The sequence below is a fragment of the Kitasatospora sp. NBC_00374 genome (assembly GCF_041434935.1).
In the GTDB taxonomy this organism is placed as follows: Bacteria; Actinomycetota; Actinomycetes; order Streptomycetales; family Streptomycetaceae; genus Kitasatospora.
Window position 1 is genome coordinate 1,089,980 of record NZ_CP107964.1, and the last position, 13,432, is coordinate 1,103,411.

A 13,432-nucleotide genomic window follows, 5' to 3' on the forward strand; every position below is an offset into this window, starting at 1 on the left:
GAGACCCGGTGGGAGGCTGCGATGAAGGCCGTCGTGTTCGAAGAGGTGGGCCTGGCGGGCATCCACGAGCGTGAGGTCCCTTCCCTCGACGTCGGCGAGGTCCTGGTCAAGGTGGCTGCCACCGGCATCTGCGGCACGGACCGGGCGATCCTGCTGGGTGAGTTCCCGGCGCGACGCGGTGTGGTGCTGGGGCACGAGGCGGTCGGCGCGGTGGCCGTGGTCGGGTCCGGCGTCGGCTCGGTGGCACCGGGCGACCGTGTGGTGATCAACCCGACGTACTACTGCGGCCGGTGCCGTCCCTGCCGCCGGGGAATGCCGGCCCACTGCCCGGCCAAGGCAGGCCGGGAGGTCGGCGTCGACCGGGACGGGACGATGGCCGACTTCGCCGTCGTGCCCGAGCGCTTCGTCCATCAGCTGCCCGCCTCGGTGTCCTACCGGCGAGGGGCCCTGGTGGAACCGCTCGCCTGCGTGCTGAACAACCTGAGGGCGGCTCAGCCGCGGTGGGACGACCAGGTGCTCGTGCTCGGCGGCGGTCCCATCGGCGCACTGTGCGCGATGGTCCTGGCGCGGCGCGGCGCCAGGGTGACACTGGCCGAGCGTGATCCGGGGAGGGTGGAGATCGCCCGCCGGCTGCTGCCGCGAACGGTGCGGGTGCTTGCCCCGGAGGAGGCGGCCGGGCCAGGACGGCAGGCGTCCGACGTGGTCATCGACACCACGGGGTCGGTACCGGTCGACGTCCTGAGCGCCGTGGCGGCCGGGGGCACGGTCGTGGTGATGGGCGAGCGGGAGGCCGGCGTCGCCACCGTCCCGCTGAGGGCCCTGGTGACCAGAGGGATCCGCCTGGTGGGGGCGGGACCGTACCGGCCGACGGACTTCGAGCTGGCGGTGGACCTCGCACGGGATCTGCCACTCGAGGAACTGGTCACCCACGTGCTGCCGCTCGAACGGTACACCGAGGCCCTGGCGCTGCTGGCGGTCGCACCGGACGGGCCGGGCCGGTCCTCGCCCGGCCACGGGTACGGCGCGATGAAGGTCCTGCTCGCCTCGGACGAAAGCCTGACCTCATGAGCGCCGGACAGGACGGTGCGCGTCCGTCCTTCGTGGACGGAACGCTCTGGCTGGACGAGCACCCCCGGTTCCTCATCACCGGTGAGTACCCCTACTACCGGGATCACCGCGGGCGGTGGGCGGCCAAGCTGGGCGCCATCCGCGCCGCCGGCATCGAAGTGGTGACCTGCTACGTCCCCTGGCGGCACCACGAGATCACCCAGGGCGGCGGCCGGCGGTTCTGCTTCGACCGGGACGGCAACCGCGATCTGGCCGCCTTCCTGGAGCTGATCAGGGCGACGGGTCTGCTCGCGCTGCTGAAACCGGGCCCCTTCGTCCATGCCGAACTTCCCTTCGGCGGGCTGCCCGACCGGATCAGCCCCACCTTCGATCCGGATCGGCACGCCGCACGGTCGGCCGACGGCCGACCGCTGCCCTGCCAGCAGTTCGCGCTCCCGTCGGCTCTGGACCCGAGGTTCCTGGAGGACGCGACGGGCTGGCTCCGCGCGGTCGGCCGGTTCCTCCAGCCGTTCGTGCATCCGCAGGGGCCGGTCGTCGCCGTCCAGATCGGCAACGAGGGGCACTACGGGGAGACCGCCCTTCCGATCGACGCGCTCGACTACTCGCAGCCGGGTGCCGACGCCTTCGCCCGCTTCGCGCCCGGCGTGCACGCGCCCACCCGAGCGGCGGATCCGCCCTCCCCGAACGGGCTTCTCTCCCTCGTCAGTTGGGGACAGTGGTCGGCCGAGGTGCTCGCCGCCGGGACGGCGAAACTGGCCGAGGCGCTCGGGCCGGACATCCCCGTCTTCACCACGTACTCACCGCCGGCCAGGGCCGACCGCGTCCCCGGCCGGGCGGCCGGACGGTACGACGCCTGGCTGGCCAGGAACAGGGTCGGCGCGCCCACCGCACTGCCCCGCGCCTACACGAGCTGGGCGGGCAACGTGCTGGCGGACGAAGAGGCGCTGGTCAACTACGTGCTGGCGGCCAAGGGGGGACGAGGCCCCAACATCGAGGAGAACTGGGGGCTGCGCTGGGCGGACGCGAGTTGCGCCTTCCCGGTGGTGCCGATCCACCACACCCTGCTCGGCGTGGCGTGCGGGGCGACCGGCATCAGCGTCTACCCGGCCTGCGCCACCGCGGGCTGGGGCGACCACCTCGCGGTGGACCGCTCCTGGCTGGCGGAGACGGCCGGTGATCCCGCCCAGTTCGATCCGCCGTACGGGGACGCCGCTCCGATCCTGGTCGACGCCGGCCCCGGCCCGGCCTTCGCCGCCGTACGGGTGCTGACCCACTTCCTGGCCGGCCAGCAGGACGCGCTGGCCGTCTCCCGCCCGGAGCCCGGAGTGCGGTGGGGTGTCCATCCGCCGTACGCCGCGATCGGTGCGTGGTCCTGGGCGACGAGCCGGCGCAGCGGCGGGGACGCGGATCGGCCCGTGCCCTCGGCCGGTCGGACCCTGCTGCCGTTCGTCGCCCACTGCCTGCGGCGCAACCTGCCCTTCCAGCTGGAGGAACTGACCGGCCGGACCGCACTCGACGCCGATGCGGGGCCACTGGTCACGGTGTCGGGCCGCTTCATGGAGCAGGCCCTGCAGCAGCGGCTCGCCCGGTTCACCGAGCAGGGCGGGTCGCTTCTCGTGCTGGGGGAACTCCCCCACCTGGACGAGAACCTGCGCTCCTGTACCGATCTGGCCGATGCGGTGCGACGGTGTGCCGCGCCACCGGGCGGGCCGGCCAGGGTGCGTACGGTGGCCCTCGGCGGGAGGCCCGTCGGGACGGCCGTCGAGGAGTGGCTCGGCGAGAGCCGCGGCGTACCGCCACGTGCCGGGGCGGGGGCGTGGCTGGAACTGCGCAGGACCACCGCGGATCCCGAGGACGTGCTCGTCTTCCTCCTCAACCGCTCAGGCGGACCCTTGCGGGCACGCACCACGTGCGGGGAGCACGGCATCGCCGTCGACCTCGTCGGGGACGGATGCGCCGCCGTGCGGGTGTCGCACGGACGGCTGGCGGCGTGCTACGTGAAGGGGCTGAACGAGCAGACCGGCGCGGGGGTACCCGTCCGGGTACGGGTCGGACGCGAGCTGCTGCACGCCGACCGGCCGTGCGACCTGTCCGCCGTGCGCGGGCCGGGCGGCTTCGAGCTGCGCACCGCCGCATCGCACGGCGCGGCCCGCGTGCTCCTGCCGGAGGGGCCATGACGTCGTCGTCCCCGTCGCCGCTCCGGGCCGCCGCCCCGGCAGAGGCTGTCGGCGTCGATGTCGGCGCCACGAAGATCGCGGCGGTGCGGGTGACGGCCGACGGCGCAGTGTCGGCGCGGGCCCGCTGTACCACTCCGCGCCGCACGGCGGACGCGCTGGTCGGTGCCGTCGGCGACCTGGTGGCGCAGGTGCGCGGCAAGCGGGTCACCGCGGTCGGCGTCGGGCTGCCGGGGATGGTCGACACCCGTACCGGGGCGCTGGCCTTCGCACCCGGTCTGGACTTCGCGCGGGCTCCGCTCCGGGCGCTGATCGCGGACGCGGTGGGACTTCCGGTGGTGACCGACAACGACGCGAACGCGGCCGCGTGGGCGGAGTACCGCCTTGGCGCGGGGCGCGGACACGACCACCTGGTGCTGGTGACGCTGGGCACGGGTCTGGGGTGCGGCGTGGTCGTCGCCGGGCGCCTGCTTCGCGGCTCGCACGGCTTCGCGGCCGAGGCCAGCCACCTGACGGTCGATCCGCACGGCCCGCTGTGCGAGTGCGGCTACCGCGGGTGCTGGGGAGTGTCGGCGTCCGGCGCCGCCATCGCGAGACTCGGGCGACAGGCCGCGGCGGCCCACCCGACGTCACTGCTGGCCCGCCTGATCGGCCGGGGCACCCCGGGCGCGGGAGAGGCGGTCACCGCGGCCGCCCGCAGCGGCGACGAGCGGGCCCTGGCGATCCTGGACCGGGTGGGAACGCTCACCGGCACCGGGCTGGCCGCCCTGGCCAACCTGTTCGACCCCTCCGTGGTGGTCGTCGGAGGCGGTCCGATCTCCGCCGGAGAACTGCTGCTCGCACCCGCGCGTGCCTCGTTCGCCCGTCGGCTCTACTCACCCGGAGATCGCCCGCCCGTGCCCGTGCTGACGGCCCGCTTCGCCAATGACGCCGGCGCGATCGGCGCCGCGATGCTGGCGATCGACCGGCTCGCGGACGACGGAAGGCCTTGAGTCAGAAGACCACCACCGAGCGCAGCACATCACCGTTGTGCATGCGGGCGAAGGCGGCCTCGACGTCGGTCAACGGGATGGTCTCGGTGACGAAGGCGTCCAGGTCCAGCCGCCCCTGCAGGTAGAGGTCGATCAGCATGGGGAAGTCCCGCGAGGGCAGGCAGTCGCCGTACCAGGAGGACCTGAGCGCGCCGCCCCGGCCGAAGACGTCCAGCAGCGGCAACTCGAGGGTCATCTCGGGGGTCGGCACGCCGACCAGGACGACGGTGCCGGCGAGGTCGCGGGCGTAGAAGGCCTGCCGGTAGGTCTCCGGGCGGCCGACGGCCTCGATGACGACGTCCGCACCGCGGCCGCCGGTGAGCTCGCGGATCGCTTCCACGGCGTCGCGCCCACGGGAGTTGACGGTGTGGGTGGCGCCGAGCTTCTGCGCGGTGGCGAGCTTGGTGTCGTCGATGTCGACGGCGATGATCCGGGCGGCCCCGGCCAGTCGGGAGCCCATGATGGCGGCGTTGCCGACTCCACCGCAGCCGATGACCGCGACGCTGTCGCCCCGGGAGACCCCGCCGGTGTTGACGGCGGCGCCGAGGCCTGCCATGACGCCGCAGCCGAGCAGTCCGGCGGCGAGGGGCGAGGCGGCGGGGTCGACCTTGGTGCACTGGCCCGCCGCGACCAGGGTCTTCTCCGCGAAGGCGCCAATGCCGAGCGCCGGGGAGAGTTCGGTGCCGTCCGCAAGGGTCATCCTCTGCTTGGCGTTGTGGGTGTTGAAGCAGTACCAGGGGCGCCCTCGCCTGCAGGAGCGGCACTGTCCGCACACCGCACGCCAGTTCAGAACGACGAAGTCGCCGGGCGCGACCTCGGTCACTCCCTCGCCCACCGACTCCACGGTCCCGGCGGCCTCGTGCCCGAGCAGGAACGGGAACTCGTCGTTGATCCCGCCCTCCCGGTAGTGCAGGTCGGTGTGGCAGACACCGCAGGCCGCGATCTCGACCACCGCCTCACCCGGGCCCGGATCCGGCACGATGACCGTCTCGATCCTGACCGCCTCGCCCCTGCCTCCGGCGACGACACCTTTGACCTGCTGGACCATGAAGCACAACCTTCCGCCGGGTGGAGGGAAACGGTGTCGGTACGAGCCAGTGCGTCAGCCGCGGAGCCGGTCGGTGACCCATTCGTGGAACGCGCCGATGTGGTGCTCGCTCGGCACCAGCACACCGCCGGTCCGGTAGGCGCGCGAGTCCATGGCGGGCTGGCAGCGCTCACAGGCGTCGAAGTCCTGGACGTTGACCCGGTGGAACAGCTCCACCGAGCGGGAGACGTCGCGGCCCGCCTCGACGACGTCCTTGAGGAAGAGCCAGTCGCACTCCACGACCGTGTGGTCGGCGGCGAGCGGGAACATCCGGTGCACGATGACATGGTCGGGCACCAGGTTGATGAACACCTGCGGCTTGACCGTGATCGCGTAGTACCTGCGGTCCTGGTCCTCGGAGACGGTCGGGATCCGGTCCACGCCCGCGCTGCCGTCGACGGTGAAACCCTCGGCCTCGTCGGCGAACTCGGCACCGTGGCCCACGTAGTACTGCGCCGCGTAGCCGCCGGCGAACTCGGGGAGCACCTCGGTCAGTTCGGGGTGGATGGTGGCGCAGTGGTAGCACTCCATGAAGTTCTCGATGATCAGCTTCCAGTTGGCCTTCACCTCGTAGCGGATCCGGCGGCCGACCGCGAGCCCCTCGGTCTGGTAGCGCTCGATCGCCTCGGGGCTGCCCAGGCGCTCCGTCGCTGCGCCGATCACGTCGGCCTCGAAGGACGGCGGCTCCTCGGCCAGGCACACCCACACGTAGCCGAGCCACTCGCGCAGGTGCACCGGGACCAGGCCGTAGGTGGTGCGGTCGACATCCGGCATGCTGGTGAGGTTGGGCGCGGCGACGAGCCTGCCGTCCAGGCCGTAGGTCCAGGCGTGGTACGGGCATTGGAAGTTCCGCTTGACCTCGCCCTGCTCCTCGGTGCACAGCCGCGCGCCGCGGTGGCGGCAGATGTTGAGGAACGCCCTGACGCTGCCGTCCCGGGACCGGGTGATCAGCACGCTCTCCCGGCCGACCTGCACGGTCCGGAAGCTGCCCGGCTTGTCCAGGTCACTCGCGCGCACGGCACAGAACCACATCTGCTCGAAGATCTTCTCCTGTTCCAGCGCGAAGATCTGCGGGTCGGTGTAGAAGGAGCCCGGGAGGGTGCGGATCAGGCTCGACGGGAGCTCGGTGGTCACGGCGGTAGGCCTTTCGTCAGGGGAACGCACGACTGGAGAAGGCTCAGCGCCGGTTCAGCGGCGGATGCGGGTCATCTTCGGGTCGAACAGCGGCTCCTGCGCGACGGTGGCGGGCAGCCGCTCGCCGAAGTACTCCACCTCCACCCTCCGGCCGGGGTCGGCGGCGGCACGCGGCAGCCAGGCGTAGGCGATGGAGGCGCCGACGCTGTACCCGTAGGCGGCGCTGGTGACATACCCCGCGGGAGCGCCGTCCAGGTACACCGGCTCCTTGCCCATGACGACGGCCTGTGGGTCGTCCAGCAGGAGACACACGAGCCTGCGCGGCACCGTCTCCTCGGTCACGCCGAGCAGCGCGTCGCGCCCGAGGAAGTCCCCCTTGTCCATGCGTACGGCGAAGCCGAGCCCGGCCTCGTAGGGGTTGTGTTCGGCAGTCAGGTCGGTGCCCCAGGAGCGGTAGCCCTTCTCCAGGCGCAGGCTGTTGAAGGCGCTGCGTCCGGCGGCGACGATGCCGAGCGGTCGCCCGGCCTCCCACAGGGTGTCCCAGAGCTTCTGCCCGTGGTCGGCCGTGGTGTACAGCTCCCAGCCGAGCTCGCCGACGTAGGACAGCCGCATCGCGGTGACCGGGACGTTGCCCAGGTACGCCTGCTTCGCCCTGAAGTAGCCGAAGGCCTGGTGCGAGAAGTCCGCGTCGGTGAGCGGCTGGACCAGGTCGCGGGCGAGCGGGCCCCACAGGCCGATGCAGCAGGTGCCGGCGGTGATGTCGCGGACCTGGACCGAATCTCCCCCAGCCACCGTCGGGAGGTGGCGGGTGAGCCAGTCGAGGTCGAGGTTGCCGTTGGCACCGAGCTGCCATCGCTCCTGGCCGAGCCGGGCCACCGTGAGGTCGCTGCGCACCCCGCCGGTCTCGTCCAGCAGCAGGGTGTAGGTGACGGAGCCGACCGGCTTGTCGAGCTGATTCGTCGTCAGGTACTGCAGGAACGCCGACGCGCCGGGGCCGGTGACCTCGAGGCGCTTGAGCGCCGTCATGTCGTACATCGCGACGCGCTCGCGGGTGGCCAGGGCCTCGGCGCCCGCGATCGGGGACCAGTAGCGGGAGGCCCAGGCTCCGCGCCCGGGGATGCCGGCGACCTCGGGCAGATCCCGGTTGGCCTCGTACCAGTGCGGCCGCTCCCAGCCGGAGGCCTCCAGGAAGAAGGCGCCCAGCTCCCGCTGGCGAGCGTGGAAGGGGCTGACCCGCAGCGGGCGCGGCTCCTCCATCGGCTGCAGCGGGTGGATGATGTCGTACACCTCGACGAAGTTCTGGCAGCTGCGCCGTTGCACGTAGGCGGGGGCGAGCTGCCCCGGCTCGAAGCGGTTGAGATCGCACTCGTGCAGGTCGGTGCGCGGGGTGCCTTCGATCAGCCACTGGGCCATCGCCTTGGCCACGCCCGCGGAGTGGGTCACCCACACCGCCTCGGCCACCCAGAAGCCGCGCAGCTCAGGCGACTCCCCCATGAGGGGGAAGCCGTCGGTGGTGAACGAGAAGATGCCGTTGAAGCCCTCTTCCACCTTCGTCCGGGCGAGCGCGGGCAGCAGCGCCTGCGAGTCGGCCCAGGGCTGCTCGAAGTCCTTCTCGGTGAACGGCAGCATCGAGGGCATCACGGGCCCGCCGGGGGCGGACACCTCGCCGAGGTCGACGGGCATCGGGCGGTGGGCGTAGGAGCCGATGCCGATGCGGTCGCCGTGCTCGCGGTAGTAGAGGTCGCGGTCCTGGTGGCGCAGGATCGGCTTGGAGGCTTCCAGTTCCTCGGTGTGGTGGCCGGCCAGCGCCGGTACCGGGGTGGTCCTGGCGTACTGGTGGGCCAGCGGGACGAGCGGGACGGCGAGCCCGGCCATCCGGCCGATCTTCGGCCCCCAGAACCCCGCGCAGGAGACGACCACGTCGGCGGGGAAGCCGCCCCGGTCGGTGACGACGGCCGTGACCCTGCCGTTCGCGGACTCGATCCCGGTGACGGTGTGGTGCGACAGGAACCGCGCACCTCGCTCGATCGCACGCCGGGCCTGCGCCTCGCCGGCGCGCACCGCCTTGGCCAGGCCGTCGGTGGGCACATGGAAGCCGCCCAGGATCTGGTCGCGGTCGAGCAGCGGGTGCAGGGCGACGCACTGCTCGGGGTCGAGCAGGGCGCCCGACACCCCCCAGGAGGTGGCCAGCCCGTGTTTGCGGCTCAGCTCGGCGAGCCGCTCGGAGGTGGTGGCCACCTCGAGGCCGCCCAGCTGCTGGAAGCACCACTGGCCGTCGAGGGTCAGGGAGGAGTACTTGCGGACGGTGTAGGAGGCGAACTCGGTCATGGTCTTGGAGGAGTTGGTCTGGAAGACCAGTCCCGGCGCGTGCGAGCTCGACCCTCCGGTGGCGAACAGGGGGCCCTGCTCCAGCACGGTGACGTCGGTCCAGCCGCGCGCGGTGAGCTCGTCACTCAGCGCGCAGCCGACGATGCCGGCACCGACGATCACGACTCTGGGTTGAACTGTCAAAGCGTCCGTCCCCTCGGGAGGTAGCTGCGGCGGGCTGAGCCAGACAGTACGAGTTGCACATTACGCATCTGCTTGCGCGATGAGAAACAGACTCGGGCCCACATCACGAGCTGTCAAGACCCGCCGCCGGCACGAACCGCAGACCGTCCGAGCGCTCTCCCTTGACAGGAATATGAGGCCCTTCCATACTCGCCGACAAGTTGCGCATGGAGACAAACGTCTCGTATCGCGCAACTCACGAGAAAGGCGGCGCCTGTGCCCCCATCCCTCGACCCGGCCTGTCTGCTGATCGACGGCGCCTGGACGCCGGCCGAGGACGGCCGACAGCGAGCGGTCGTCAATCCCTTCGACGCCTCGACGCTGGCAACGGTCCCCGAAGCCTCCGAAGCCGATGCCGACAGCGCGGTACGCGCCGCCCGGTCCGCCTTCGACGAGGGCTCCTGGGCCCGCGCCCCGGCCGTCCATCGCGCGGGCGTGCTCACCGCCACCGCCGACGCGCTCCAGGCGCAGCGGGAACAGCTGGCCCGGCTGGAGACGCTCGACACGGGCAAGACCCTGGCCGAGAGCCGCATGGACGTCGACGACGCCACCGCCGTCCTGCGCTACTACGCGGCGCTGGTGACCTCGGACGCGGGCCGCACGATCGACACCGGGCGACCCGACGCGATCAGCCGGGTGGTCCACGAGCCCGTGGGCGTCTGCGGACTGATCACACCGTGGAACTACCCGCTGCTGCAGATCTCCTGGAAGCTCGCCCCCGCCCTGGCGGCCGGCAACACCGTGGTGGCCAAGCCCAGCGAGGTCACACCGATGACCACCATCGGTCTCTTCCGGCTGCTCCAGGAGCAGTTGGAACGGGCCGGCGCGCCGAGCGGAACGGCGAACCTGGTCCTGGGCGGCGGCGCCGTCGGTGCCGCGCTCGCCCGGCATCCCGAGGTCGACCTGGTCTCCTTCACCGGTGGCCTGGCCACCGGCCGCTCGGTGATGCGGGCGGCGGCCGACACGGTCAAGAGGGTCGCCCTGGAACTCGGGGGCAAGAACCCCAACATCGTCTTCGCCGACGCCGACCTCGACGCGGCGGTCGACTTCGCCCTCACCGCCGCCTTCCTGCACTCCGGCCAGGTCTGCTCGGCCGGCTCGCGGCTGCTGCTGCACCGCAGCCTGCACGCCGACTTCACCGCGGAGCTCGCCCGTCGCGCCGACCTCATCCGGCTCGGCGACGGACTCGACAAGGGCACCGAGACCGGCCCGCTGGTCTCCGCCGAGCACCGCCTGAAGGTCGAACGCCTCATCGCCGGCGCCCTCGCCGAGGGCGCGGTGCTCCGCGCCGGCGGCGGCCGGCCCACCGAGCCCGAGCTCCAGGCGGGCTTCTTCCTGCGGCCCACCGTCCTCGACGGCTGCCACGCGGGCATGACGGTGGTCCGCGAGGAGGTCTTCGGCCCCGTCCTGACCGTCGAGCTCTTCGACGACGAGGACGAGGTGGTGGCGCTGGCCAACGACACCCCGTACGGCCTGGCGGGCGCGGTGTGGACGCAGGACGCCGGGCGCGGCGAGCGCGTCGCGTCCCGGCTCCGCCTCGGCACCGTCTGGATCAACGACTACCACCCGTACGTGCCGCAGGCCGAATGGGGCGGGTTCAAGCAGTCCGGTACCGGACGCGAACTCGGCCCGTCCGGCCTGCGCGAGTACCAGGAGTCCAAGCACATCTGGCGCACCGTCACCCCGGCCGCCCAGCACTGGTTCGCCGGCTGACGCGGCGTCACTCCACTCCCCCGGTCCCTACGTCCGCACCTCCCGACTCCACCCGGTCCGCACAGCAAGCACGTCCCCCAGTCCCCCTTGCCTGCCACTGGAGCGACCATGAGCAACCCGGGAACCACCAGAACCACCGCGCCGCCACCCGCCGACGACACCACCGACCTCGCCCGCTTCGGCTACAAGCAGGAACTCGAACGCTCGCTCGGTTCCTTCTCCAGCTTCGCCGCGGGCTTCAGCTACATCTCGATCATGACCGGCGTGTTCCAGCTCTTCGGCTTCGGCTTCGCCTCCGGCGGCCCGGCCTTCGTCTGGAGCTGGCCGCTGGTCTTCATCGGCCAGGGCGCCGTCGCCCTGTGCTTCGCCGAGATGGCGGGCCAGTTCCCGCTGGCCGGCGGCGTCTACCAGTGGTCCAAGCAGATCGCGCGACCGGTCACCGCGTGGATGGCCGGCTGGATCATGACCATCGGTGCGATCGTCACCGCGGCCGCGGTCGCCGTCGCGTACCAGATCATCCTGCCGCAGGTCTCGCTGGCCTTCCAGATCGTCGGCGGCGCCGACGACGCCGGCGTGACCACCACTCCGAACGGCGCGAAGAACGCGATCCTGCTCGCCCTGGGTCTGGTCGTGTTCACCACGATCGTCAACATCGTCGGCGTCCGCCTGATGGCGAAGATCAACAACCTCGGCGTCGCCGTCGAGCTGATCGGCGTCATCCTGCTCATCATCATGCTGGCCGTGCACATCAAGCGCGGACCGCAGGTCATCCTGCACACCGCCGGCACCGGGGCCGGGCACTCCTGGGGCTACCTCGGCGCCTTCCTGGTGGCCTCGATCATGAGCGCGTACGTCTTCTACGGCTTCGACACCGCCGGCTCGCTCGCCGAGGAGACCAAGGAGCCGCGTCGCCACGCTCCCCGCGCCATCCTCCGCGCCCTCACCGCCGCCTTCCTGGCGGGCGGGGTGCTCATGCTCGTCGGCATGATGGCGGTCGGCAACATCGACGCCGAGGAGCTCGGCACGCTCGGCATGCCCTACCTGATCAAGTCCACCCTCGGCACCGGCCTGGGCGACGCCTTCCTGGTCTGCTCGGCGATCGCCATCACGGTCTGCTGCCTCGCCGTGCAGACCGCCGCCATCCGGCTGCTCTTCTCCATGGCCCGCGACGGACGCCTCCCGTTCGGCGCCGCCATGGCCAAGGTCTCCCCCAAGTCCAGCACCCCGGTCGCGCCGGCCGTCATCACCGGCGTGCTGACCATCGCCCTGCTGCTCGTCAACATCGGCAACCAGCGGGTCTTCTTCATCCTCACCTCGGTCGCGATCATCCTCTTCTACATCCCCTATCTGCTGGTGACCGCCCCGATGCTGCTGCGCCGCCTGCGGGGCCACTGGCCGCGGGAGGAGCAGGGCCCCTACTTCACCATGGGCCGCTGGGGTCTGGTCGTGAACATCGTGGCCGTCGTCTACGGCGTGGCCATGACCGTCAACCTGGCGTGGCCGCGAACCGCCATCTACGGCGACGACCAGTGGTACTTCACGTGGGGCGCCATCGTCTTCACCACGGTGATCTCGGCCGTCGGCGGTCTGCTGTACCTGCGCTACCGCAACCACGGCGGCACGCCGCAGCGCCCCGCCGCCACCGAGCCGGTGGCCGAGGACGGCCTCGCGGCCGAGGCCTGACCCTTCGTCAGGCCTTCCCGGGCAGCGGAACGGGGCGCCGGGATCACCCCGCGCCCCGTTCCGCCGGCCACACCGCGAACCGTCACTCCAGTCGGAGGTAGCCCAGCCGGGCCGAGACCTCCTCCGCCGCGGACCGGACCGCGGCAGCCACCTCCGGGATGCGGCGCTCGGTCAGCCGGAAGGACGGCCCGGAGGCGCTGATCGCCGCCACCACCTGCCCGTTGTGCGCGAACACCGGCGCCGCGACGGCGTTGAGTCCCGGCTCCAACTCCTCGACGCAGCAGGAGAAGCCGTCCGTGACGGCCTGCTTCAGCTGCGCGAGCAGGGTGCCGGGATCGGTGACGGTCCGCGGGGTGTAGCGCTCCAGGGGGGCGGCGAGCCTTGCCTTCAGCGCCTCCTCGGACAGGTACGCCATGAGCACCTTCCCGCTGGAGGTCGCGTGCAGTGGCGTGCGCTGACCGACCCAGTTGTGCGTGGTCAGGGCCGACGGGCCGAACACCTGGTCGATGTTGACGGCCTCGTTGCCGTCGAGGATCGCCACATTGATCGTCTCCGCGACCTGGACGGCCAGCCGCTCGCAGACCGGTCGACTCTGCTGGGACAGGTCCATCCGGACCGTGGCGGCACCGGCGAGCCGGACCAGGCCCAGGCCCAGGCGGTACTTGCCGCGCTCCCCCGGCTGCTCGACGAGACCACGCATCTCCAGCGCGGCGGCGAGGCGAAACGCCGTCGACTTGTGCACACCGAGCTCCACCGCGAGTTCGGTGACACCCGTCTCGCCACGGCGGGCGAGGATCTCCAGGATGGTCACCGCCCGGTCGACGGACTGCACAGGGGACTCCGTCTGTCGCGAGGAGCCCGGCCCCTCGGGGGGTCCGCCGTTCAGACTGTTGCTCATAACGCAACATTATGCACATCATCCGGCCGATGGCATTCGCCCTCTTGACAAGCCCTCGGCAGCTCGAAAGCATGTTGCGTAATCCGCATCGTGT

At 71.9% G+C, this 13,432-nt stretch carries 9 protein-coding genes; 5 read left to right on the forward strand and 4 right to left on the reverse strand.

Features of this window, described 5'->3' with window-relative positions; genetic code table 11:
- The first annotated feature begins 21 nt into the window (after positions 1-21).
- Genes OG871_RS05050 through OG871_RS05060 form a run of 3 tightly spaced genes read left to right on the forward strand, consistent with a single transcriptional unit; the run spans position 22 to position 4,234 of the window.
- Positions 22-1,068, forward strand: coding sequence for a zinc-binding dehydrogenase (locus OG871_RS05050; protein WP_371494452.1), 1,047 nt, complete (start codon positions 22-24; stop codon positions 1,066-1,068).
- Positions 1,065-3,245, forward strand: coding sequence for a beta-galactosidase (locus OG871_RS05055; protein ID WP_371494453.1), 2,181 nt, complete (start codon positions 1,065-1,067; stop codon positions 3,243-3,245). Before OG871_RS05050 ends, OG871_RS05055 begins: the two co-directional genes overlap by 4 nt.
- Positions 3,242-4,234, forward strand: a complete 993-nt coding sequence (locus OG871_RS05060; RefSeq protein WP_371494454.1) for an ROK family protein — start codon at positions 3,242-3,244, stop codon at positions 4,232-4,234. The genes OG871_RS05055 and OG871_RS05060 overlap by 4 nt, the downstream gene beginning before the upstream one ends.
- A gap of 1 nt (position 4,235) precedes the next feature.
- On the opposite strand, the gene OG871_RS05065 is transcribed toward OG871_RS05060, so the two are convergent.
- Genes OG871_RS05065 through OG871_RS05075 form a run of 3 tightly spaced genes read right to left on the reverse strand, consistent with a single transcriptional unit; the run spans position 4,236 to position 8,984 of the window.
- Positions 4,236-5,321, reverse strand: a complete 1,086-nt coding sequence (locus OG871_RS05065; RefSeq protein ID WP_371494455.1) for an S-(hydroxymethyl)mycothiol dehydrogenase — start codon at positions 5,319-5,321, stop codon at positions 4,236-4,238.
- A gap of 54 nt (positions 5,322-5,375) precedes the next feature.
- A complete protein-coding gene (locus OG871_RS05070; RefSeq protein ID WP_371494456.1) occupies positions 5,376-6,494 on the reverse strand; it encodes an aromatic ring-hydroxylating dioxygenase subunit alpha in 1,119 nt (372 codons plus the stop codon).
- Positions 6,495-6,548: 54 nt separating this feature from the next.
- Complete coding sequence (locus OG871_RS05075) at positions 6,549-8,984, reverse strand: FAD-dependent oxidoreductase (protein ID WP_371494457.1); 2,436 nt, start codon at positions 8,982-8,984, stop codon at positions 6,549-6,551.
- Positions 8,985-9,260: 276 nt separating this feature from the next.
- Here OG871_RS05075 and OG871_RS05080 point away from each other — a divergent pair, with 276 nt between their 5' ends.
- Together OG871_RS05080 and OG871_RS05085 are read left to right on the forward strand one after the other, a co-directional pair.
- Positions 9,261-10,757 (forward strand): aldehyde dehydrogenase family protein, encoded by a 1,497-nt coding sequence (locus tag OG871_RS05080; protein ID WP_371494458.1) that lies wholly within the window; start codon positions 9,261-9,263, stop codon positions 10,755-10,757.
- A 108-nt stretch (positions 10,758-10,865) separates the two neighbouring features.
- Positions 10,866-12,440, forward strand: coding sequence for an APC family permease (locus OG871_RS05085; RefSeq protein WP_371494459.1), 1,575 nt, complete (start codon positions 10,866-10,868; stop codon positions 12,438-12,440).
- Positions 12,441-12,522: 82 nt separating this feature from the next.
- Here OG871_RS05085 and OG871_RS05090 read toward each other — a convergent pair whose 3' ends face one another.
- Positions 12,523-13,272 carry an IclR family transcriptional regulator gene (locus OG871_RS05090; protein WP_371503214.1) on the reverse strand — a complete coding sequence of 250 codons (750 nt, stop codon included), beginning with the start codon at positions 13,270-13,272 and terminating at the stop codon, positions 12,523-12,525.
- Positions 13,273-13,432: the final 160 nt, after the last annotated feature.

What these genes read in the sequence shown, in the direction of transcription:
- OG871_RS05060 (WP_371494454.1), top strand. Translation starts at nt 3,242, where the DNA reads ATGACGTCGTCGTCCCCGTCGCCGCTCCGGGCCGCCGCCCCGGCAGAG.
- OG871_RS05055 (WP_371494453.1), top strand. Translation starts at nt 1,065, where the DNA reads ATGAGCGCCGGACAGGACGGTGCGCGTCCGTCCTTCGTGGACGGAACG.
- OG871_RS05085 (WP_371494459.1), top strand. Translation starts at nt 10,866, where the DNA reads ATGAGCAACCCGGGAACCACCAGAACCACCGCGCCGCCACCCGCCGAC.
- OG871_RS05065 (WP_371494455.1), bottom strand. Translation starts at nt 5,321, where the DNA reads ATGGTCCAGCAGGTCAAAGGTGTCGTCGCCGGAGGCAGGGGCGAGGCG.
- OG871_RS05050 (WP_371494452.1), top strand. Translation starts at nt 22, where the DNA reads ATGAAGGCCGTCGTGTTCGAAGAGGTGGGCCTGGCGGGCATCCACGAG.